A 23003-nucleotide genomic window follows, 5' to 3' on the forward strand; every position below is an offset into this window, starting at 1 on the left:
TCAGCAGACAAACATAACCGGTTACACTTTTTATTGTGCCTCAAATAGGCTAAGTGTAATTTTCATGTTAATTTTTGCCGATATTACCTGGAGAATTAACATGCAAAAAACGATGATAAGCCTGCTGCTTGGTGTCAGTTGCCTCAGCAGCAGCTGGCTGAGTGCCGAAGACTTTGCTGCACCTGTGGCAGTGCAACAACCTTACACTGTAAAGTCGCCTCATGGTAACCGCCAGGATCCATATTACTGGCTGCGCGACGATACCCGCACATCACCAACAGTGCTCGATTATCTACAGCGCGAAAATGATTATTTCAGCCATTACAGCAGTGGTTATCAGGCGCTGACGGATAAACTGACCGCTGAAATTATTGGCCGTATTAAACAGGACGACAGCTCGGTTCCTTATAATAAAGGCGAATTTAGCTATTACAGCCGCTATGAAGCGGGCAAGGAATACCCAATTTATGCCCGCAAGTCGTTAAAGGATGGTATCGAGCAGGTTATGCTGGATGTTAACCAGTTGGCTGCCGGTAAGGACTTTTATCAGGTCGCAAACATGCAGGTCAGCCCGGACCAGCAGTTGCTGGCTTACATGGAAGATACCAATGGCCGGCGTCAGTACACGTTAAAAGTACGTGATCTGCGCACCGGACAGGATCTACCGGATCAGTTAACCGGTTTGTCTGGCAGCATTGCCTGGGCCAAAGACAATAAAACACTGTATGTGGTGAAAAACGACTCGACTACACTGCTGAGCACCCAAGTTTTGCAGCATAAGCTGGGTAACGATGCTGCCAGCGCCAAACTGGTGTATGAAGAAAAAGACAACAGCTTTTACATGGGTGTGGGCAATACCGGTGACAACAATTATGTGGTTATTTTTTTAAGTAGCACAGTGTCGGGTGAAATGTGGGTGCAGGATGCGGCTAAGCCCGACAGCGCCTTTAACGTGCTGGCACCACGGCAGCGTGATTTTCAGTATTCAGCTGGCCACATTAATGGTCGTTGGGTTATCAGCACAGACTGGAATGCACCTAACTTCCGCCTGATGACGGTAGCTGATAACGATATTGGCGATCGTGAAAAATGGCAGCCTCTGGTGGCACATGACGACAAAGTGTTTATTGAAGACTTTGAGTTGTTTAACAACTATCTGGCCATTAACGAGCGTAGCGAAGGCTTGCGCCGGTTAAAGGTTGTACCGTGGAACGCGCCTGATAAAGCATTTTACGTCGCTTCTGATGAGGCGGCTTATGTTACCGCCTTTGAAAGAAATGCCGAGCAGGATACAGACTGGCTGCGTTATAACTACACCTCGCTGACTACACCACAAAGCGTATACCAGCTGAATATGAAAACCGGCGAAAAGCAGTTACTTAAAGAAACTGAAGTGCTGGGCGGTTTTGATAAAAATAGCTATAAAACCGACCGCGTCTGGGCCACAGCGGCAGATGGTGCAAAAGTACCTGTGTCGCTGCTGTATAAAAAAGATTTTAAACGCGATGGTTTAGCACCTTTATACCAGTACGCCTATGGCTCCTACGGCAGTTCGATGGATCCGTCGTTCCGTAGCACCGTGTTCTCATTAGTTGACCGTGGTTTTGTGTATGCTATTGCCCATATTCGTGGTGGCCAGGAAATGGGCCGGCAGTGGTACGAAGATGGTAAGTTGCTGCATAAAACCAATACGTTTACCGACTACATCGCGGTGACCGATTATCTGGTTGAGCAAGGTTATGCGGCCAAAGACAAGGTATTTGGTATGGGGGGCAGTGCCGGTGGTTTACTGATGGGGGCCGTGGCCAATATGGCGCCACAAAAGTACCGCGCGCTGGTGGCGCATGTGCCTTTTGTTGATGTAGTCACGACGATGCTTGATGAGAGTATTCCGCTGACTACCAACGAATTTGATGAGTGGGGTAACCCGAAACAAAAAACTTACTACGACTATATGCTGGCCTATTCACCTTACGATCAGGTGAGCAAACAGGCGTATCCGGCGATGCTGGTGACCACAGGTTTGCATGACTCGCAGGTACAGTACTTTGAACCGGCCAAGTGGGTAGCGAAGCTGCGTACTCATAAAACAGATAGCAACCCGCTGCTATTTAAAGTCAATATGGAAGCCGGGCACGGCGGTAAATCCGGCCGCTTTTCGCGTCTGGCTGAGTATGCACAGGAATATGCTTTTATTCTTAACCTACTGGGCCAAAAGGACTAAAGCGAATACCGCTTTACTAACACTCTAAATAAGCCGGGCGCCATTGCCCGGCTTATTCTTTTCTGGGTAATAAAATTCCTTTTAAAGGTAATTAATTGCAAATAAGATCAATTATCATTTGCAATAAGTGTGTGTTTGGCATAAAGTGCCGCTCCGAAGTTAATAAGAATTATTATCATTAAGGAGCCGTTATGCTGTTGTCATTTAACCGGGCCGCTTTTGCCAGCGTGATGCTGGCGGGTAGCTTTGCTGCCCAGGCGCATGTACCTTACCTACAACCCGCCAGCTTTGAACCTATACGTGGTGGCTGGGTAAGTCTGGATGCAGCTTTTGCCGATCGGTTCTTTATTCCTGAGGTGGCCTTTAACAACAGCGACTTTAGCGTACTGACCCCCGCAGGTACCGCGCTGAAGCCAACGCTGCTGCAGTACAGCCACACCCGCGCGGTAGCAGAGCATCAGTTAACAGACGATGGCACTTACCGTTTCAGCACCGGGCTGCGCTATGGTGCGGTGTTTCATACTTACGAGCTTGATGGCGAGCGCAAAAGCAGCCGCGACAGCAACTTTGTACTGCCGCAAGGCGCCAAATCCATTGCGCATTTTCAGGCCGTCACCCGTGCTGAAACCTATGTCACTAAAGGCGCGCCGGATCATACGGCGTTAAAGCCCAGTGGCGAAGCGCTGGAGTTCGAGTTTTTAAGTCATCCGAACGATCTGTATACCGACAGCACCTTGCGTGTCCGTGTGCTGTTTAACGGTAAACCCCTGCCACAGCAGGCGGTAAATGCCTACTTCATTGAAGCCGGCGCGAATGACGAAAAAATTACCCACCCACTTATCAGCGATGCCGCCGGCATTATCAGTTTTCAGCCGCAAAAAGCCGGTACCTATTTCCTGTTAAGCCGGTTCAGAACCGACGCCCCTGAAGACGCAGCAGTACCAACGTACAGCTACACCTACAGCGTGGTACTGGAAGTTACCCAATAGCAGTGAGACGCCGCGTCATAGTAACGGGCGTAAAAGGAGTGAGCATGATGAACAAACAGCATTTATACACCAGTTTATTTTTAGCGCTAAGCAGCGCCTATCTTAGCGCCTGCAGCACCATTACCACTGATAAACAGGCACTTAGCAGCGAGCAGCAGCAACAGCTTGCAGCAGAGCGGGCCGGGCACCTGCGCCAGACCCATGTCCGCTTTAATGCGCTGGATAAAGATGAAAATGGTTATATCAGCCGGGATGAGTTTAATCGCTCCGGCGACCGGGCTTTTAATCATATGGATACTAATAAGGATGGCGTGATCTCAAAAACCGATCCCAAACCCGCACTACGTGGTGAGGATACCCGCAGTGAACAAACCCGGCTACAGCAACAGCAAGCCAGTCAGCAGCCGCCGCGGGCAGAGCGTTTACTGAAGATGCCAACTACCCATTCAGCTGACGGCATGTTGGCAATGTATGACAGCAACAACGACGGTGTGGTCAGCCGCGACGAATACCAGCAAGGGCGCGATGTGCAGTTTGCTGCAGTGGACAGTAACAGCGACGGCTTGCTGAGCTACGACGAGTACATCAGTGAGTTTGCCGGCCGCCTGGATTCGCAAATCGCCCGCACATTACGTCAGGATTAAACTCGCGCGAAGGAGAGCCGTAGTTCATGAAAAATTATGTTATACAACGCCCGCTACTGCAAAAAGCCGTATTAGCATTATTGATTGGTGGTGCGGTTAGTCCGGCAGCACTGGCACAGACCGCACCAACAAATATGCAAGAGCTGGCAACTGCAGAGGTTAGTGCGAAAGAAGCCATTAATAGCAAAGCCAATACGCAAAATAGCCAGCGCCTGAGTGCAACGGATCTTAAGCTGCAACAGGCACAGCATATTGCTGATGCGGTGCGCTTTGTGCCGGGAGTAACGACCACCGATATGGGCCGTTTTGGCAGTAATGGCTTTAATATCCGCGGTTTGGATGGAGACAGGGTTGCGATTACGGTGGATGGTTTATCGCTGGGGGAAACGCTGGACCCACCCACTTTTGTCGCTTACGAGTTTTTCCGTTCAGCCCGCGGCGGTGTAGATATCGACGCGTTAAAACAGATTGAGATTATCAAAGGTGCCGATGCGATAGCGGCAGGTAGCGGTGCTCTTGGTGGTGCGGTGTTATTTGTCACCAAAGATCCGGCAGATTACCTCGCAGCCAGCGGTGATGATACCCACCTTGGTATCACGGCGGGTTTTAGTGGTCAGAATGATGAGACATCATTCAGTGCCACTGTTGCCAACCGCAGTGGCAAGCTGGAATCGCTGCTGGTGTACACCCGTCGCGACGGCCACGAAACGGAAACCGCCACATCAGGTGACGACATTATTGGCGCAGGCCGCACTGTTGCTGACCCACTGGATTACAGCAGCAATAACGTGCTGGCTAAACTGCAATATCAACTTAGTGCTACCCAGCGTTTAGGCTGGACCGGTGAATATTTTAAACAAGACAGCGAGCTGGATAACCGCTCCAGGCTGGATAGCACTTACCTGGCAAGGTTGGGTGATGATGAGATCGAACGCAAGCGCTTTGGGGTGCAGTATGAATGGCTGGCTGCCCGTAGCTGGGCCGACAGTGTAAATGCCACGGCGGATTACCAGTCAAACTATACCCATGGTGTAACGAACATGCTGACCACCAGTTGCGCCGGTGCAACCAATGGTGATGTATCACCATGTTTGCGCAGCGAAGATCGTGACTTCAAACAGCGTCAGTTAAAATTTGCGCTGGCACTGGACAAAGAAATATTCAGCGATACAGTGCAGCAGCAGTGGCTTTACGGCGCATCGGTTGAACAGCGCGAAGTAGAATACTCGGCGGTAGACCGGCGCTATATCGGCGAAACAGACGAGCTGGCCAGCCCGCCGGTTATCGACCCTGATCAGGTGCCGCAAACCGATATCAACGCCTTTAGTCTGTACGCCCGCGATGTGATTAAGTTCGGTCAGGGCTGGACCCTGAGCCTGGGCGGGCGCTACGACGGTCTGAAATATCGCCCGCAGTTTGATGAGCAGTTCACTGACAATACGCAGACGGTAGCTGATGTCGATTTCTCCGCTTTTACCTGGCAAAGCAACCTGAGTTATCAGCTAACGGTAACGCAGCAGGTATGGTTGCAGGCCGGGCGCGGTTTTCGCGCACCGACGGTAGCAGAGATGTATGCGCCTACGTCACTTATCAGCCGCACCGAGCAAGCGACCGGCACGGTAGTAGACGATTTATGGAGCAGCGTGGCGAACCCGGATTTGCAGGCCGAGCGCAGCCTGAACCTGGAAGCCGGCTACCGCTACCAAAACGACAACTTAATGCTGGGTGTTGCGATATTTAAAGATAAATACAGCGATATGATCGACACCGTCACCCGGATACAAAACCCGGATATCGTGTACGAAACCTGTAGCCGCGGCGAGTGCACTGTATCTCAGGGCAATCAGTACAACACCTTTGATAATATCGGCGAGGCCGATGTAAAAGGTATTGAGCTTGAAGCCGCCTGGCGTGTCACCGAAGCGTTCAGCTCGCGCTTAGCGTACTCGTACAACGAAGGCGATAAAGCCAATGGTGATCCGTTGCGTAGCATTAACCCGGCGTCTGCGGTGTTGGGGCTTAGGTACGACGCAGCTAACTGGCAGGTGACCGCCAATATCACGCACAGTGCAGCCAAAAAAGCAGAAGATGCGTACGACTCGACAGAAAGCGCTTTTGAAGCCAAACCTTATCTGACAGACAGCTACACCGTCGTGGATCTGATGGCCAGTATTGACCTGACATCGCAGTGGCAGCTAAGAGCCGGTATTTATAACCTGTTCGATGAAGAGTATTACCAGTGGCAGCGTGTGCGCTTTGTTACCAATTGGGTCGGCAGTGGCGTACGTGGCGGGGTTTTACCCGATGGTACCGGCTTGCAGCGTTACAGTGAACCGGGCCGCTACGCTAAATTGTCGGTCAGTTACAGCTTCTGATGCTTTCCTCCCGCCGTTGTGCAACCTGCGCTGTGCGCACCCCCGGTTACTAAAACCGGGGGCTTTTTAGCATTAAACGTGGTGGCGGCCTTCACGTACTTCTTCCACCAGTTTGCGGTTAAATGCCGCCAGATCGTCAGGGAAACGGCTGGTAACCAGGCCATTATCGACGACGACATCTTCATCTACCCACTGTGCCCCGGCATTTTTCAGATCGGTCTGAATGCTGGCATAGGATGTGACTTTACGGCCTTGTAAAACACCCGCTTCGGCCAGTAACCAGGGGCCGTGACAAATAGCTGCAACCGGCTTATTGGCGTTGTCACTGAAAAAGCCCTGAATAAAGCGGATAGCCTGTTTGTCCTGGCGCAGCGTATCCGGGTTAATTAAACCGCCCGGCAGTACCAGGCCATCGTAATCTTTGGCATTGGCCTCATTCAGCGTTTTATCGACACTGACGTCATTGCCCCAGTTTTTACCTGACCAGCCTTTAATGCTACCGCTTTGCAAAGAAATTACCTCTACTTCGGCACCGGCCGCCAGCAGTGCTTCACGTGGTGACTCTAGTTCACTTTGTTCAAAGCCGTCAGTTGCCAGTATTGCTACTTTTTTGCCTGAAAGTTTGTTCTGTGTGTTCATACTCAGTCTCCTCTTGGTGATTAAACCGTTTTTGTTAAACAAATTGGCGCAGGCAGGATCAGGCGATCTGAAAAACAGCCAAACTTACATCAAACCCTGTAAAACTTACCTGCAATTTAGCGGGCTAGCAGCCCACCTTTGATAAGGCTCAGATATCTTCCAGCCGATTGGCGCCGTGCATCATCTGCTGTGATTCATTCACTTCCAGGTCCCGCACTTCTGCCAGTAATTCCTGCATTTTCGGCGGGTGGCTGCGGTCATACAGGTTCTGATACAGCAAGATAATAAGTTGATGCTGTTTTTCGACTTCGGTGATGATTTCAGTGGTGCTCATCAGCGCAAAGTCCTCATCACAAGCGGCATCCACCATCAATGGGTGCCGGTCCAGATGCTCGGTACACCAGGTGTTAAGCGCTTTGTCTTCCCCCTGATGTTTGAAGCCCAGCACACAGGCTGCCAGGCGCAATTCTTTATCTGCCAGATAGTCCAGTAACATACCCGAGCGCTCATTTTTCTGCAGGTGGGCACATTGCCGGAAACACTGCGACAAGTGCAGGTGATAGCCTGACGTCCAGTCCAGTAAGTCCCTGAATGACTCAACGCGCATAAATCCTCCTTACCGTATTTGTCAGGGAAGTGCTTTGTTAAAGCTATGCAAAGATGGGGCCGGTATGTAAAGTGCCGACTGAGCAGATGCGGCAGCGGGTTGTTAGTGGGATGCCTCAGTAGTCAGAGCCAGTTGTTCACTCAGAGCAGGAATAAGAGGGTAGAGAGACTGATTGACAACATGGCATATGGTGTAATCTGCGACTGTTTGCCAGACAACTTGCGTCTCGGGTGCCGTGTCTAAAAAACTCTCGGCGGTGCGACTATCCTCCAGCACGATATCAACCCGGCCTTGCAGCATCAGACCAAAGGCTTGCTCGTCATTGGCGACAGTGATCCTTTTGCCGGAAAAGTCCTGTAACTCTGCCATTTTAAAACCACGGATATGGCTTATTAACAGATCATGGCGTTCACGCCAGTCAATCAGGGTAACGGCTGATAAACTGTATGCATTAAGGCTAAGTTTATCCAGGGCGACCGGCACCACCTGCAAAGCCGGATCAGTATCATCCAGCTGGCAAATACGAAATAAGTCAGCTTCTATGTCGCCTTCACGCAACAAGTGCAAACGCCGCTGCGACGGTAGCTCAACAAATTGCGGTTGGTACCCCAGCTGCAGATAGGCAGTGCTTACCTGCTGCTGAATTTTCTGTCTCAGGGCTGTATCACCCAATGGCATGCCAATTCGTACCGGTTGTGCAAGTACACAACAACAGATTGCGGCTAAAGCAAGGAGTAGAACAGACACTGTTATTTTCACATGGCAACCCGGGTACGACAGATATCGTCAGTATAGCCAATAGATATTGACGCTCTGCAGTTTTGCATGCGCAGACCTGGCTTAGCTGTCGTGCTTAAGTAAGCCAGATGCAAGCAATTTAAAAGCCTCGATGGCTTTAGGCATAACATCCTGCGGATTAGGGCTTGCAGCAATCCATAGCGCTGCATTGAGTGCGGCGCCGCTGAGTAACCGGGCTGCCGCTTCGGCATCCACTGTTTTAATTACACCTTGGGCAATCAAACGCTCTATTGTGATGCGGGTAGCCTGCAAACAGCTGCTCTGGCTGGGCCATTGCGATGGATCGCCAAGTACTGCAGGGCCATCAAGCAACACAATGCGCTGCACTTCAGGCTCTAATGCCATACGTATATACGCAGCACCTTCTGCCAGTAAAGCCTGAAACTCATCTTGCTCTTTTGCACCGATGGCATGCGCCCGCATTGCCATATCCGAATCTATTTGCTCCACCACTGCTGCCAGCAAGCCGCGTTTATCACCAAAGTTATGGTAAAGAGCGCCACGGGTTAAACCTGCATCGGCGGTTAGATCGTCCATCGATGCACCGGTGTAGCCCTTTTCTGCAAAGGCTTTTCGGGCAGCTGTTATTAACTTTGCCCGGTTATCGGCCATATTTTGAATACGCTTATTCACGTTAGTACCCTCAACGTTACACACATACGTCGCGTATATTAAATTGACATACGCCTCGTATGTTATTATCTTATATACGCAGCGTATGTATAGCAGAAAGCCATACCGATTGTGAAGAGCAGCAACGCGCCGTTGTTGATATCTGTTGTAAAACACTAACCTGAGGTAAAAATTATGTCTAAACGCGAAGCTATTTTCCCGGCCAACCGCCATGCCCTGTACGAAGAGCATGGCTATTCAGCAGCTATCCGCTCTGGTGATCTGTTATTTGTCTCCGGCCAGGTTGGTAGCCTGCCGGATGGTAGCCCGGAGCCGGATTTTACCCGTCAGGTTGAACTGGCTTTTGATAATCTGCAAGCCACACTGGCGGCAGCCGGCTGCACACTGGATGATATTGTCGATATCACCACCTTTCATACCGATCCGCAAAACCAGTTCGATAGCATTATGCAGGTAAAACAGAAAGTATTTCCGATTAAACCTTATCCAAACTGGACCGCCGTTGGCGTAACCTGGTTAGCAGGCTTTGATTTTGAGATAAAAGTGATTGCCCGTATCCCGCATTAAGCCGTGCGGGCATTGCTTAATGCATAGTACTGACATTTAGTGATAGCCTGTGGTCGTTCAATCACTTACCGAGATATCTGATGTTGAATATCCGTGCTGTGTTATTAACCATCCTGGCCTTACTTGCCTTTGCGGGTAATTCTGTACTGTGCCGCATGGCATTGGCCCATACCAGCATGGATGCTGCCAGTTTTACAACGGTAAGGTTGTTATCCGGCGCTTTAATGTTGTGGCTGCTGGTCGTGCTGCGCCAAGGTGCGCCACAAGTGCAGGGCAGCTGGTTGTCCGCATTGGCACTGTTTGTTTATGCCGCTGGGTTTTCCTTTGCTTATCTTCAACTGAATACTGGTATCGGTGCGCTTATTCTGTTTGGCGCAGTTCAAAGTGGCATGATTGGCTATGGTTTGTGGCGTGGCGAGCGGTTCTCTGCCCGGCAATGGCTGGGGTTGTTAATGGCTTGTGCGGGTTTAACCGGCTTATTGCTACCAGGGTTGTCGGCGCCGCCGCTAATGGGATCAATGCTGATGCTGACAGCGGGTTTTGCCTGGGCAGTATATTCACTGCGTGGTAAAGGTGCAGCCAATCCGTTACAGGTTACCGCCGGTAATTTTATCCGCACCTTACCGATGACACTGCTGCTTAGCGTTGTCTTATTCGGGCAGTTGTCGTTCGATAATAACGGCATGTTGTACGCAGTGTTATCCGGCGCGCTGACATCTGGCGTAGGTTATGCCATCTGGTACAGCGTTTTACCACAGCTCAAAGCCACTATTGCAGCTACGGTGCAGTTAACGGTGCCAGTACTGGCTGCGATTGCCGGCATACTGATATTGAGTGAACCGCTGACACAGCGTCTTATATTAGCGTCTGTAGCCATTTTAGGGGGTATAGCACTGGTGGTGTTAACACCGGTACGGCGGATAAAATAAAAACCCCCGCTTTAGCAGGGGTTTTAAGTGCTTTTTAACGTTTAGTACTTGGCTGCCACACCTTCAGCAGGCAAAGCACCCAGAATAAACTCACGCAGGTCGTCGTTTGATTTTTTCAGATCTTCGCGTCGCAGGTACATCATATGACCACTGCGGTAACCTTTAAAACTCAGGCGGTGTTTCATTTTGCCGCTGGGGTCTAACTGCCACATATTGTATTTGGCATCGAAATAGTTGGTCGCACCGTCATAGTAGCCAGATTGTGTCATCACTTTCAGGTAAGGGTTTTGTGCCATTGCCTGGCGCAGATTCTCGCCGGTATTGTCGTCACTTCTGTCCCACGGGTGTACCGGGCCGAACATGTTGTATTTAATGTCAGTTTTGTAGTTAAGTTCATCACGCAGGTAGTGATTAATCGCTGGTGTAAAAGAATGCAGCCAGGATGTCAGCTCTGCGTTGTAATCCGGCCGGTCACCGGCGTCGCTTTTGTCGATACCTAAATAGCGCGAATCAAGCCGGCCAACGGTCTGGCCGCGGTCACGCAATAATTCTTTCCAGAAATAGCGGGTTGGAATATCCAGGTTATTTTGCAGTACAGCTTCTACTGACAAGCCTGAGTATGTGGCAACCTGTTGTGCAATGCGCTGCTTTTCGTCGCTGCTGATCGCGTTACCTTTAGCCAATGCTGGCAGGTATTGATTCAGCGTAAAGTCTTCCACCTCTGGCAGGACATCATACAAATCTTTTTGCTGCAGTTCAGTCGCAAGTTTCTTGTGATACCAAGCGGTGGCGGCAAAATACGGCAGGCGGTTGGCCGCTTCTACCGGGCCTTCGCGCTTAATACCCAGCTCGGTCGGCGATACCAGGATCACGCCATTTAAATACAGCCATTGCTGGTTTTGCAGCGCCAGTGCCAGGCCGGAAACACGGGTGGTACCATAGCTTTCGCCAATCAAGAATTTTGGTGACTGCCAGCGCTCATTGCGGGTGACAAACGTATTGACCCACTCAGCCAGATACTTTACGTCGGCATTAACGCCGAAGAACATTTTTTGCTGCTGATCTTTAGACGGCATTTTACCGTCTTTACCCGGCAGAACCCGTGAGTAACCGGTATTGACCGGGTTAACAAACACTATGTCGGCGACATCCAGTACTGAATAAGGGTTGGTTTTCACGCCATACGGCTGCAGCGGGTAGCCTTCATCATCAATGATCAGCGATTTCGGGCCGGTGTAGGCAACATGCATCCAGACAGACGCTGAACCCGGGCCACCGTTAAATGAAATCAGCAGTGGCCTTTTGCTACGATCTTTAATGTCACTGCGCTGGTAATAAGTATAAAACAGCGTAGCGGTTGGGTTGCCTTCTTCATCCCATACCGGTTGGGTGCCGGTGGTGGCTGTGTAGCCGAAGCGTTTACCATTTACTTCAGTTTTGTGTTCGGTAACCACTTTACTGTCAATTTCTATCTGGCGCTCTGTCGCCAATACAGCCGTGCTGCTTAGCAAGAACAGCAGCGCGAACGATTTAAGTAGCTGCATAAGATCCTCGGATTTCTCTGGTTATTATCATTTTGGCCTGTTCTGTTTAACGTAAAAACGTACACAATTCAAAGCAGTTGAGACCAGCAAACGAAAAAACGCTGCCATGTACTGTAGCTAAAGCGGGAAGCGAAACAAGTTAATAACGCGAATTGTTATCAGTAGTATGTTATTGAAAATAAACAAAATTTTGCTTTTGCTGTTGGTTTGGGCTACACTTTGCAGCATATTTTAGGCCGGACAAAAAGGGTCATGTTATGAAAGGTAACCCGCAGGTGCTGTCAAAACTCAATGAAGTGCTGACAGCCGAATTAACTTCTATTAATCAGTATTTTCTGCACGCACGCATCTATAAAAACTGGGGCTTAAAAGCGCTGAATGATGTGTGCTACAAAAAGTCGATTAAAGACATGAAGCAGGCGGATGAGCTGATTGAACGCATCTTAATGCTGGAAGGGTTACCGAATTTACAGGCACTTGGCAAATTACGCATTGGTGAAGACACCCCAGAGATGCTGCTGTGTGATATGGAGTTTCAAACCGAGCAGCTGCCACTGCTGAAGGCAACGATTGCGCTGTGTGAAGCCGAGCAGGATTATGTCAGCCGCGATATTCTGACTGAAATTCTCGAATATGAAGAAGAGCACCTGGATTGGCTGGAAACCCAGCAGCACCAAATCAGTACTATGGGGCTGGCGAATTATCTGCAAGCTCAGCTGGGAGGCGAATAATAATGAAGGGCAATAAAAAAGTCATCGATGCGCTGAACCTGCTGCTGGCCAATGAACTGGCGGCGATGGATCAATATTTTATTCATTCGCGCATGTATCACGACTGGGGCTTACATAAGCTGTTTGAACGTATTGATCATGAATTTGATGATGAAAAAGGCCATGCGTCAGCATTAATTGAGCGCATTATTTTCCTCGAAGGTGTGCCGGATATGACCAAACGTGATGCTATTCACGTTGGCCATGATGTGCCAACCATGCTGCAAAACGACTTGCAGGTTGAATACACCGTACAGAAGTTACTGAAACAGACAATGGCTCTGTGTGAGCAGGAACAGGACTATGTTACCCGAGCCATGCTGCAGCAATTGCTGGATGATACCGAAGTTGATCACGCGCACTGGTTGGAGCAACAGCTTAACCTGATCAAACTGCTTGGCCTGCCCAATTACCTGCAATCTCAGATGTAAGCAGACAACTGCTTTCAGTTGGCGTGAAAGCAGTATTTCAATTTAGCATGAAGCGCCGCCAGTTCGGCTTTGCCCTGTGGTTGGCGCTGATACAGCCGGGTCAGTGCCATCAGCGGCATATATAACATATCCAGACAAAGCTGTTTTTGAAAAGCGCTGTGGTTAGCACATGTAGCGCCCTCTGCCAGCGTAAACAGCGCATAACGTAAGCACCATTCCTGTAGCAGGCTGTTACGCTGTAGCTCAAGTTGGGTCGCCAGCCGGCAACAGCAACCACAGTAATCGGATATCAGCCGATAGTAATCGCTGGTTACAGTGCCGTTTTGTTTAAGCTGGCGGCTTAAACGGCTGAAGTCCTGCCATAATGCTGTATCAAGCAACATAAACTCCTCCGAACCTGACTGATTAATGCACACTGGGTGATGCGGGCAGCATCGTTGCGCCGCTACTGGATGGGGTAGGCTGGGCTGATAACTGGCTTAAGCGGCATAGTTCCCGTCGCAGGTTACAGCTTTCTCTTAGCAGGGCTACGTTGGCCGGATGGGCTGAGGGTATTGTCTGCTGCAGCTGCTGTACCTGCGTCAAACTGCGGTTTAATGTACTCAGGCAGCGACGCCAGCGCTGTTGCCGGGCATAGGTTTCGGCCAGATTCTGAATGCTGATGGAAAAACAGATGATAAGCAACGTTATGCTGTCCTGGCCATGGTGGCTGTCTGCAGCCTGAATTTGCTGCTGGTAGTCTGGCCAGGCTTCGGCCAGCAGCAATGCGGCTTGCTGATACAGCGCTGCCGCCAGCTGAAAGTGTTCGTGGGCAAAAGCACTGTTGGCTTGCCTGATCAGATGTTTCCACTGTTCAATCGTATCCATATATTACCTCGCGAAACGGTTTGGCTAAATATGGCTTGTTTTTTTCATCAATGCAAATGATAATGATTATCAATTGATTTATTGTGGGAGTGACGCCTATGAACTTTACCTTACCGGCATTACCTTACGCTTATGATGCATTGGAACCTCATCTGGATGCGCTGACAATGGAAATTCATCACAGCCGCCATCATCAGACCTACGTCAATGGCTTAAATGCAGCGATAGAGGGCAGCGCTTATACTGATTGGTCGCTTGAGCGTTTACTGCGTGAAATTCAGGCGCTACCGCCTGAACTACAACCGGCGGTGCGCAACCATGGCGGTGGCCATGCGAACCACAGTTTATTCTGGCAGGTGATGGCTCCCGCTGGCGGCGGTGAGCCTGAAGGGCAGCTATCAGAGGCGATAGCGCAATGCTTTGGCAGCTTTGAGCAATTTAAACAGCAGTTTATTCAGGCTGCACTTAGCCGTTTTGGCAGTGGCTGGGCCTGGTTAGTGCAGGACAGCGAGGGAGCTTTGCAGGTAACAAGCAGTGCCAACCAGGACAGCCCGTTAATGGATGGTTTAACACCGATACTGGGGCTGGATGTATGGGAGCACGCGTATTACCTCAGGTATCAGAATAAAAGGCCGGAATATGTCGGCGCATTTTTTAATGTGATTAACTGGCAGCAGGTTGCTGCCTGGTATCAGGCAGGTATATGAAATTGTTAGCCGCAACAGCATCACCACTAAAACGGGCACGCAAGCTTGTCGGTGTGCTTATCGTAATCCTGGGCGCAAGCTATGCGATGCAGCAGCTTTTGTTGCTACTGCAGCAACAGCCGCAGGTAAGGCATGCGTTTTATGCCGGGCTGATGGCTGCAACAGCAACGGCTGCCGGCACCTTGCCGGCATTGTTCTTACACCGCTTGTCACAGAAGCTGCATGATGTGATGTTGGGGTTCGGTGCCGGTGTGATGCTCGCGGCCTGTATGTTTTCACTGATTATGCCTGCCCTGGCGCTGCTGGCAGTGCGAGATGCGGCAGTGTGGTACGCGCCTGGCAATGTCGGCGCCGCCATTTTGATGGGTGCAGGCTTTATGTTGCTGCTGGAGCGGCTGGTGCCGCACCGGCATTTTATCAAAGACGAAGACAGGTTAAGAGGCCAGACGCTGCGGCGTAGTTGGCTGTTTGTATTTGCTATAGCACTGCACAATATGCCTGAGGGGCTGGCTATAGGGGCATCTTTTGCCGGTGGCGACGACGGTGCTGCCAAAGCGCTGGCTATTGGTATTTCAGTACAGGATATTCCGGAAGGGTTAGTGGTGGCGATGGCGCTGCTGGCGGTGGGCTATAGCCGCGTGTTTGCAGTCGGCATTGGTATGTTATCTGGCTTGACTGAACCTGTAATGGCGCTGCTTGGTGCAACCGTACTGACTGGCTCAGGCTTATGGCTGCCACTCGGATTGGCATTTGCTGCCGGTGCTATGTTGTTTGTCATCAGCCACGAGATGATACCGGAATCGCACCGGCAGGGGCATGAACTGGCAGCAACCAATGGCCTGATGCTGGGTTTTGTCCTGATGATGTTACTGGATACGGCGCTGGGTTAACGCCTGGCCCGACACATTTTATTACAATCCATTTCGGGCTTGTACTGGCTGGCGCTTTCGCATTTCACTACAGTAGACGGCACAAAAACACTTCTTTATTCCCCTGGGTAATTACATGAAAAAGATATTTGTCATCAGCGCCATTGCTTTGGCCGTACTGACAGGTTGCGCTTCAGAGCAACGTACCGCCGTTGAAAATAGCGTAACACGGCAGGTTGCCGGTGAGGTGCTGGCCAGCCCGAATGATAACCGGGCTTACAAAACATTGATGCTACCGAACAAAGTTGAAGTGATGCTGGTGTCTGATCCTGATGCACAAAAGTCAGCCGCAGCACTCAGTGTTGGCGTGGGCTTATTGCAGGACCCGATGAGCCAACAGGGTATGGCGCATTATCTGGAGCATATGTTGTTTCTTGGCACCGAGCGTTACCCTGACACCAAAGGCTACAGCGAATTTATGACCGCTAACGGCGGTGCGCAAAACGCCTATACCTGGCTTGATATCACCAACTATATGTTTAAGGTCAATAACAACGCTTATGATGAAGCGCTGGACCGCTTTTCAGATTTCTTTAAAGCGCCGAAACTGTATCCGGAATATACCGAAAAAGAAAAGAATGCGGTTAATGCCGAATGGTCAATGCGTCGCGAAATGGACTTTTTTGGCCAGTACAATTTATCGCGCAGCATGATGGGTAGCCACCCGGCAAACCGCTTTCTGATAGGTAACCTGGAAACACTGGCTGATAAAGACAACAGCAAATTGCACCCGCAGACTGTCGAGTTTTATAACCGTTATTATTCCGGCAATATTATGAAGGTGGCACTGCTGAGTAACCTGCCACTGAGCGAAATGGAGCAACTGGCGCGCAAGCATTTCAGCAGTATTGAAAACAAGAACATTGAACCGCCGAAAGTTGACGCCGAACTTGATTTCAGCAACCTCGGTGCCAAGCGTATTCACTATGTGCCGAATCAGGATGTTAAACAGTTACGGCTGGATTTCACTATTCGCAACAATACCGATCAGTTTGCGCTGAAGCCGAACGAGTTTATCACCTATCTGCTGGGGTCAGAAATGCCGGGTACACCGGCAGAGCAGTTAAAAAGCATGGGGCTGATTTCTAAACTGAGCGCCTCAGCCACGCCAGACTTATACGGCAACTATGGTTCACTGACGGTAGATGTAGAACTGACCGATGCTGGTATGCAAAACCGTGAAGGCATTGTCGCCACCATCATGCAGTATATCGAGCTGATAAAGCGTGAAGGTGTTGATGCGAAATACTTCAGCGAAATTCAGACCAGCCTGAGCAACCAGTTCCGTTTTCTGGAAAAGGGTGATGAGTTTGGTTACGTCGCCAATCTGACCGATGCGATGCAAAAAGTGCCAGCCAGAAACGCCATTAACGCGCCGTTTTACTATCAGCGCTTTGATGCCAGTGCGATACAAAACGTACTGCAGCAGCTGACCCCGCAACACTTGCGCATCTGGTATATCAGTAAGCAGGAGCCGCATGACAGCAGCCTGCATTTTTATGATGGCAAATACAAAATTAAAGACATCAGCGCAGAGGAGCAACAAAGCTGGCAACAAAGCCCGCAGCTGGCGCTGAACCTGCCTGCGGTAAACCGTTTGCTACCGGAAAACTTTGACGTAAAACCGATGGTAACGCAGAGCAAGCCGGAAATTATTCTGCAGCAGGACGGCATCAGTGCCTGGTTATACCCAAGTCAGGAATTTGCCAGCCAGCCCCGCGGTGTGTTGGAAATCTTCTTCAACATCGGCGCGCCGCAGCAGGATATCAAAGCCCGGGTACTGCTGGCGCTTTGGTACGATTTATTTAATCTGCAGCAAAGTGCCTTGGCAACAGAGGCAGACATCGCCGGCATGCAGCTGCGTCTGACTGCGGGCAGTGGCATGGCGCTGACCATTGCCGGTTTTACTGACAAACAGCCACAACTGTTGCAGCAGGCACTGGACGGTTTAACGGTCAGCGTGCAGGAGCAAAGTTTTGCTCAGGCGAAAGATCGTTACATCCGCGGCTTGCAGAATCAGGGCAAGCAGTTCCCGTTTTATCAGGCGTTCGGCGCCTTTAATAACCTGATACGCAACGGTAACTATGAAACGGATCAGCTCATTGCAGTAGCCAACAGCCTGAACAGTGACGACCTGCAGGCGTTTATTCAGCACACGCTGAGTAACAACCAGCTGCGCATCTTTGCCTTTGGTAACTATGACAAAGCCACCGTATCGCAGGTGTTGTCCGAGCTGAAGCAGGCGTTGCCGCCGATGCGTACCGAATTACCGTATCAACGCAGTGCTTACTGGAAGCCTGTTGCCGGCCAGACGCTGGTGGTACAAAAAGATATTGATGTCGCCGATGTAGCGCTGGTAGACGTGCATATACACCCGGAACCTTCATACAGCCAACTGGCCCGGGCCACTATCTTGAAGAGTCACTTCAGTAATGTAGCATTTGATAAGTTACGTACCGAAGAGCAGCTGGCCTATGCGGTAGGCGGTACTGCCATGCAGCTGGAGGATTATGTTGGTTTTGCCATGTATATTCAGACACCGGTAAAAGGCGTGGCTGATATGCAGGCCCGGTTTGACAGCTTTAAGCAGCAGTATGCTAAAGAGCTGGATAACCTGACAGAAGAAGCCTTTGCCCAGTTAAAAGCCAGTACGCTGGTTACGCTGAAAGAGCCACCGAAGAATATGCAGGATGAAGTTGGCCCCTTGCTGGCAGATTGGTACCGTGAAAGGTTCAGCTTTGACAGCAAGCAACAACTGATTGCCGCGGTTGAACAGGTCACCTTGGCTGATGTAAAAGCGTTTTACCGTGAAACCATGCTAAACGACAAAGCACCACGTATTTCGGTGCAAATGCGTGGTACCAAGTTCCGGGACCAGCCATTTGCAGATTTAAAAGGCCAGATAAAAGTGGATGACGTAGCCGCATTCCACCGCCAAATGCAAAAGCAGTAATGCCGTTACAGCGAATAAAAAAACGCAGCTAACGCTGCGTTTTTTTATCTTGGTTATTGTATCTCGCTGGCTGGTGTTGACTGGCACACCTCTGGTGCATCGCTGCATTTTAACTTGCTCTGCTGCTCTTTATCTTTCATCAGCACCTGTTTTAAATCTTCAGTGCGCTGGCGTATCGCTACGCCGTACGATGCGTCATCGCCCCAGACATCGGCCAGAATTTTAAGCGAGGCGTTGTCGTGCGCCCGGAACAGGGTACCGGCTTTTTCCGCACTTTCTTCACTGTTACCCAGCAATTTCAGCGCATCGACGCCAAGATTGACTGCTGAGTCAAAGGTTTCGCGCTTAAAGTGCTCAACCCCTAACCGCAGTAGCTGATAAGCATGGCGCCGGTCTATAGCACGGGCGGCAATACGCAGTTTGGGGAAGTGCTTATGCGCCAGCTCGACAATTTCCAGTGTTTTATCCGGCGCATCGATGGCAATAACCAGTAACTGTGCCTCGCTGGCGCCGGCAGCATGCAATAAGTCGAGCCGGGCGGCATCGCCATAATAGGCTTTGTTGCCAAAGCGGCGCAGCACATCTATCTGATCAGCACTGTGATCAAGCACTGTCATATGATAGCCCTGTGCTGTCAGCAGCCGGCCGACTATCTGCCCAAAGCGGCCGTAGCCGGCAATAATCACATGCTGTGTCGGCTCAATGGCATCAAATTCGCGCTCTGTTGCGCGGTTTTGCACTTTTGTCTGCCAGCGCTGATAAGCAATTAACAATAGCGGGGCGCAGATCATCGATAAGGTAACTACTAACGCTGCCAGCTGCATTTGCTCGGTACTGAGGATATTTAAAGAGCCGCTTAATGCCGCCAGCACAAAAGCGAACTCGCCGCCTTGCGCCAGCGCCAGCGTAAACAGCACCCCCTGGCTTTGTTGCATGCGAAATACTCTGGCCAGAAATGCCAGTACCGCCATTTTTACCAGAATGAGTAGCAACACCAGCCCTATTACCGGCAACAGCTGTGCCTGCAATAATGCGAAATTAATAGAAGCACCGACAGTGATAAAAAACAGACCAAGCAATAACCCTTTAAAGGGTTCTATATCGGCTTCCAATTCGTGGCGGAATTCACTTTCTGCCAGAACGACGCCAGCCAGGAAGGTGCCAAGAGCCGGAGACAGGCCGACCGCCTGCATCAAAAGTGCAATTGCTACCACCAGCAATAAACCAAACACGGTGAACACTTCGCGCAAACGGGTTGCGGCAATGTAGCGGAACAGCGGTGCCGAGATGTACTTGCCTGCGACGATGATGCCAATAATTACGGCCACGGAAATGATAATTTGGCCATATAGCGGCAAGTGTGCAATCAGGCTACTGTCACTGTGGCCAGGGTCGACTGCGTCAGCGGTGCTCAGTAACGGCAACAGCGCCAGCATCGGAATAACAGCAATATCCTGAAACAGTAACACGGCAAAGCTGTTCTGCCCGGCCGGTTGTTTAATCCAGCCTTTTTCTGCCAGCGTTTGCAGTACTATAGCGGTCGATGACAACGACAGCATTAAACCAAGCGCCAACGCGGCTTGCCAGCTAAGGCCCAGCGCCAGTACTGCGATGGCGAAAATTAACGCTGTGGTGAGCAGTACCTGTAGCCCGCCAAGGCCAAATACAGCCCCTTTTAGTTGCCAGAGTTTCGATGGCTGCAGCTCCAGACCAACCAGAAACAGCATCATCACCACGCCAAATTCGGCAAAATGTTGCACCTGCGTCTGGTCGCCCACCAGCCCCAACAAAAAAGGCCCAATCAGCACACCGGCAAAGATATAACCCAGCACTGAGCCCAGCCCGAGCCGGTTTGCGACGGGCACTGCCAGCACCGCTGCCGCAAGATAAATCGCAATGGTTTCCAGCATCTGCTTACCTTGTATCAATGAGTTTCTGCCAGCTTAAGCGAAGCTGACGCAGGGCAAAACAAAAAAATGTTGAAAATAGTTCGAGTGAAAACTTTAAACAGCGTTTTATTCACGCATGCAGCTGAGTGTAAGCAGTACTCATCGTCGTTAGGGACGCTACCGATATCACAATTTTAGCGGTATCAGGTAATTCAAACAGGCGTGCTTATACGAATTGTCCTTAAGCGGCGCTGGCGGCAAAGCAGTGTATTGCGTTAAAAATGAACTGGTCTATCTTGTTGTTGGAGTTGTAAAGCGCCATACGGATGCGGCAAAAAATAATAAAAAAATCTCAGCAAGAACCCCGATTCAGCAGAGAAAAAGACAGAGGACAACCCAATGAAAAAATCTACCCTGCTGCTACTGGCAGGCCTGCTAAGCGGTACGACGCAGGCGGCTGTTGGCGGCTATTCCGTAGTGTTGGTGCATGGTTTTCAGCCTGATAACCTGGCCAGCCGGCCAACCGGAAGTCAGGTAACCAGCAATGGTGCCACATACTGGGCCGAATACTGGCGCGACCGTGCCGATGTGCGTATTGACTGGCCTTCGCAGGAACGTGTTGCCGGTAAAATTGCCAGCGATTATGTTTGGCCAAAGCTGCAGCAGATGTCGCGTAATGGCACCTGTGCCAGCGGCTGTATTTTTGTGTCGCATTCTACCGGCGATCTGGTGACCCGTTACATTATCGATAATCAGGCGCTTTGGTTGCAAAATGCCGGCTTACAAGCACTGAATATTGTGGCGACCTTTGATTTTGCCGGTGCTGGCGGTGGTGTAGAACTTGCTGATTTAGCGGTGAATGTCGCCGGCGGCTCCGGCCTGATTGATACTACGCTGAAACTGGCACTATCGCTGTGGTTGGGGCAGATCCCATCTCCTTCAAACATTGGTGTACTGAATGATTTGCGGGTAAATACGGCAAGGCAATTGGCTGCATTTCCGGACAGCCGGGTACCACGGCTGAGGTTTGTTGGTGCGGGGTCTGATTTTCTCGGCGCAACCGGTGCCTTTTTACCGGGCGAAGACGATGGCGTTGTTGCCAGTCATTCCAGCTGCGGTGCGTCATCAGCGGCCAGTTTTAACAGCTGCTCACGCAGTGTTGCCTTTGACGGCAAGTTGACATCGGTCAGTGGTCCATCCGCCTTTATGCCGTACCATTATCCGATGCTGATGAGCGAAGGTTACAGCCACAGCGATGTTATCGCCAACGGTGCGGCTGATGAAGTCACAGCGGCAAATAGTAGTTCGAATTACCTCAACGGTGAGCGTTTGCAATTTAGCACTTATGACGAAACCCGCGGCTGGTGGATTTTCAGCTCGCGCTATCGTGTAGTACGTAACTCTGGTAACACCAGCATGTCTGCGCTGGTGTATCAGGCCGCGAACTAACACCGATGAAAAAAGTGTTATGGCTACTAAGCCTGTCAGCCATGCTGGCAGGCTTAGGGTATTTCTGGCCACACCAGGCCGCTATTGAGCCTGTAGCGGAAACGCCAGCTAAAGCCACTCCGTCTGACGGGACGACGGCCGAAAAAAAGCCACAGGCCAAACCTGCACACATTAACGTGACAGAGAAAATCCCTGAGCCGGTAACCGAAAGCTTTAAACTGCTTGCCAGCGCCTATGCTGCCGAGCTTAATACGCCGCCTTATTCGCGGCCGCTTAGCATTGACGATGAACACCTGCTTCAGCCTAACCAATACATAGTGCAAACCGTGCCACTGCAAGGTGGTGCCAGTGCTGCTATCGTGCTGCCGAAATACCGTTTTAGCTATCCTGAAGCGGTGCCGGTAACGTTACAGGTAAGCGGTTTGCAGGTGTCAGATGTCAGTGTACGGCTACAGCATGAAGCCAGTATGGAGCATACTGAAAGCAAAGCGATGCAAGGTACGCCAGAGCATTACACCGCCACGCTCGATGCTGATGACAGCTGGAATGGAAGTTTTGAAGTACAGGTCAGTTTTAGTGCCAGCGGTCAGCAACAGGTGCTAAAAACCGGTATCGAATATTACAACCCGGTGGCTACAGTGACAGCTGTTGGCGAACCTTTCGGTATTGGCAGTGACATGCATATACCGGTGCAAATTGATGTCAGGCAAAGTGGCTTTTACCGGTTGCGGGCGAATTTATACACCGAGCAACGTCAGCCGCTGGCACTGCTGACGACAACTGAAAAACTCAGTGAAGGTGAGACAGAAATAACGCTGAAAGCTTTTAAAGCTGTGCTGCGCCAGCACAGCGGGCCTTTCATTATTGGCACTTTTATTTTGGAAAAACGCCCGGCGGTGCCGGGTGAGCTAACCCAGTACGGCGACAGTGAACAAGCACAATATCAGATTGATTATTTCTCGTTAGATCAGTTAACAGACGAAACCTGGCAGCCGGATGAGCAGGAACGGCAGCGGCTGCAGTTTTTACAACAAATGGCCGGGCAGCAGTAGCTGTGTA

At 50.6% G+C, this 23003-nt stretch carries 21 protein-coding genes; 13 read left to right on the forward strand and 8 right to left on the reverse strand.

Translation table 11 applies throughout. The features are described from left to right. The first annotated feature begins 100 nt into the window (after nucleotides 1-100). The 4 genes from LHL18_RS08075 (at nucleotide 101) to LHL18_RS08090 (ending at nucleotide 6232) form a co-directional block, all read left to right on the forward strand. Nucleotides 101-2224 (forward strand): S9 family peptidase, encoded by a 2124-nt coding sequence (locus LHL18_RS08075; protein WP_226766523.1) that lies wholly within the window; start codon nucleotides 101-103, stop codon nucleotides 2222-2224. A 191-nt stretch (nucleotides 2225-2415) separates the two neighbouring features. Then, complete coding sequence (locus LHL18_RS08080) at nucleotides 2416-3213, forward strand: DUF4198 domain-containing protein (RefSeq protein WP_226766524.1); 798 nt, start codon at nucleotides 2416-2418, stop codon at nucleotides 3211-3213. 44 nt (nucleotides 3214-3257) lie between these two features. Next, nucleotides 3258-3857, forward strand: coding sequence for an EF-hand domain-containing protein (locus tag LHL18_RS08085; RefSeq protein ID WP_226766525.1), 600 nt, complete (start codon nucleotides 3258-3260; stop codon nucleotides 3855-3857). A 26-nt stretch (nucleotides 3858-3883) separates the two neighbouring features. Continuing rightward, nucleotides 3884-6232 (forward strand): TonB-dependent hemoglobin/transferrin/lactoferrin family receptor, encoded by a 2349-nt coding sequence (locus LHL18_RS08090; protein WP_226766526.1) that lies wholly within the window; start codon nucleotides 3884-3886, stop codon nucleotides 6230-6232. 72 nt (nucleotides 6233-6304) lie between these two features. Here LHL18_RS08090 and LHL18_RS08095 read toward each other — a convergent pair whose 3' ends face one another. From LHL18_RS08095 to LHL18_RS08110, 4 genes are all read right to left on the reverse strand, one after another. Next, on the reverse strand, nucleotides 6305-6871 hold the full coding sequence (locus LHL18_RS08095; protein ID WP_226766527.1) for a type 1 glutamine amidotransferase domain-containing protein: 567 nt from the start codon (nucleotides 6869-6871) through the stop codon (nucleotides 6305-6307). Between the two features lie 148 nt (nucleotides 6872-7019). Continuing rightward, complete coding sequence (locus tag LHL18_RS08100; RefSeq protein WP_226766528.1) at nucleotides 7020-7478, reverse strand: ATPase; 459 nt, start codon at nucleotides 7476-7478, stop codon at nucleotides 7020-7022. A gap of 102 nt (nucleotides 7479-7580) precedes the next feature. Beyond that, entirely contained in the window at nucleotides 7581-8156 is a 576-nt protein-coding gene (locus LHL18_RS08105; RefSeq protein ID WP_226766529.1) for a hypothetical protein, read from the reverse strand. 162 nt (nucleotides 8157-8318) lie between these two features. Further along, nucleotides 8319-8909, reverse strand: a complete 591-nt coding sequence (locus LHL18_RS08110; protein WP_226766530.1) for a TetR/AcrR family transcriptional regulator — start codon at nucleotides 8907-8909, stop codon at nucleotides 8319-8321. A 174-nt stretch (nucleotides 8910-9083) separates the two neighbouring features. Here LHL18_RS08110 and LHL18_RS08115 point away from each other — a divergent pair, with 174 nt between their 5' ends. Both LHL18_RS08115 and LHL18_RS08120 read left to right on the forward strand, forming a co-directional pair. Beyond that, complete coding sequence (locus tag LHL18_RS08115) at nucleotides 9084-9476, forward strand: RidA family protein (protein ID WP_226766531.1); 393 nt, start codon at nucleotides 9084-9086, stop codon at nucleotides 9474-9476. Nucleotides 9477-9556: 80 nt separating this feature from the next. Continuing rightward, nucleotides 9557-10405, forward strand: coding sequence for a DMT family transporter (locus LHL18_RS08120; RefSeq protein WP_226766532.1), 849 nt, complete (start codon nucleotides 9557-9559; stop codon nucleotides 10403-10405). A 41-nt stretch (nucleotides 10406-10446) separates the two neighbouring features. Here LHL18_RS08120 and LHL18_RS08125 read toward each other — a convergent pair whose 3' ends face one another. Then, nucleotides 10447-11949, reverse strand: a complete 1503-nt coding sequence (locus tag LHL18_RS08125) for a S10 family peptidase (RefSeq protein ID WP_226766533.1) — start codon at nucleotides 11947-11949, stop codon at nucleotides 10447-10449. Between the two features lie 257 nt (nucleotides 11950-12206). Here LHL18_RS08125 and bfr (LHL18_RS08130) point away from each other — a divergent pair, with 257 nt between their 5' ends. Together bfr (LHL18_RS08130) and bfr (LHL18_RS08135) are read left to right on the forward strand one after the other, a co-directional pair. Next, nucleotides 12207-12680 (forward strand): bacterioferritin, encoded by a 474-nt coding sequence (gene bfr, locus LHL18_RS08130; RefSeq protein ID WP_134052449.1) that lies wholly within the window; start codon nucleotides 12207-12209, stop codon nucleotides 12678-12680. Between the two features lie 2 nt (nucleotides 12681-12682). Next, a complete protein-coding gene (bfr, locus tag LHL18_RS08135) occupies nucleotides 12683-13150 on the forward strand; it encodes a bacterioferritin (RefSeq protein WP_226766534.1) in 468 nt (155 codons plus the stop codon). Between the two features lie 14 nt (nucleotides 13151-13164). Here the strand turns inward: bfr (LHL18_RS08135) and LHL18_RS08140 are convergent, their stop codons facing one another. Both LHL18_RS08140 and LHL18_RS08145 read right to left on the reverse strand, forming a co-directional pair. After that, on the reverse strand, nucleotides 13165-13533 hold the full coding sequence (locus tag LHL18_RS08140; protein WP_134052445.1) for a hypothetical protein: 369 nt from the start codon (nucleotides 13531-13533) through the stop codon (nucleotides 13165-13167). A gap of 22 nt (nucleotides 13534-13555) precedes the next feature. After that, entirely contained in the window at nucleotides 13556-14017 is a 462-nt protein-coding gene (locus LHL18_RS08145; RefSeq protein WP_226766535.1) for a hypothetical protein, read from the reverse strand. 98 nt (nucleotides 14018-14115) lie between these two features. On the opposite strand from LHL18_RS08145, the gene LHL18_RS08150 reads away from it, so the two are divergent. From LHL18_RS08150 to LHL18_RS08160, 3 genes are all read left to right on the forward strand, one after another. Further along, entirely contained in the window at nucleotides 14116-14724 is a 609-nt protein-coding gene (locus LHL18_RS08150) for a superoxide dismutase (protein WP_226766536.1), read from the forward strand. Continuing rightward, nucleotides 14721-15614, forward strand: coding sequence for a ZIP family metal transporter (locus LHL18_RS08155; protein ID WP_134052439.1), 894 nt, complete (start codon nucleotides 14721-14723; stop codon nucleotides 15612-15614). The genes LHL18_RS08150 and LHL18_RS08155 overlap by 4 nt, the downstream gene beginning before the upstream one ends. Before the next feature lie 115 nt (nucleotides 15615-15729). Next, nucleotides 15730-18606 (forward strand): insulinase family protein, encoded by a 2877-nt coding sequence (locus LHL18_RS08160; RefSeq protein WP_226766537.1) that lies wholly within the window; start codon nucleotides 15730-15732, stop codon nucleotides 18604-18606. A gap of 53 nt (nucleotides 18607-18659) precedes the next feature. Here the strand turns inward: LHL18_RS08160 and LHL18_RS08165 are convergent, their stop codons facing one another. Next, nucleotides 18660-20516, reverse strand: a complete 1857-nt coding sequence (locus tag LHL18_RS08165) for a monovalent cation:proton antiporter-2 (CPA2) family protein (RefSeq protein WP_226766538.1) — start codon at nucleotides 20514-20516, stop codon at nucleotides 18660-18662. Between the two features lie 378 nt (nucleotides 20517-20894). Between LHL18_RS08165 and LHL18_RS08170 the strand changes: the two genes are divergently transcribed. After that, on the forward strand, nucleotides 20895-21944 hold the full coding sequence (locus LHL18_RS08170) for a hypothetical protein (protein WP_226766539.1): 1050 nt from the start codon (nucleotides 20895-20897) through the stop codon (nucleotides 21942-21944). 5 nt (nucleotides 21945-21949) lie between these two features. Next, nucleotides 21950-22996: a hypothetical protein gene (locus LHL18_RS08175; RefSeq protein ID WP_226766540.1), complete on the forward strand. Its 1047-nt coding sequence runs from the start codon at nucleotides 21950-21952 to the stop codon at nucleotides 22994-22996. Nucleotides 22997-23003: the final 7 nt, after the last annotated feature.

This window comes from Rheinheimera aquimaris (assembly GCF_020531985.1).
GTDB lineage: Bacteria > Pseudomonadota > Gammaproteobacteria > Enterobacterales > Alteromonadaceae > Alishewanella > Alishewanella aquimaris.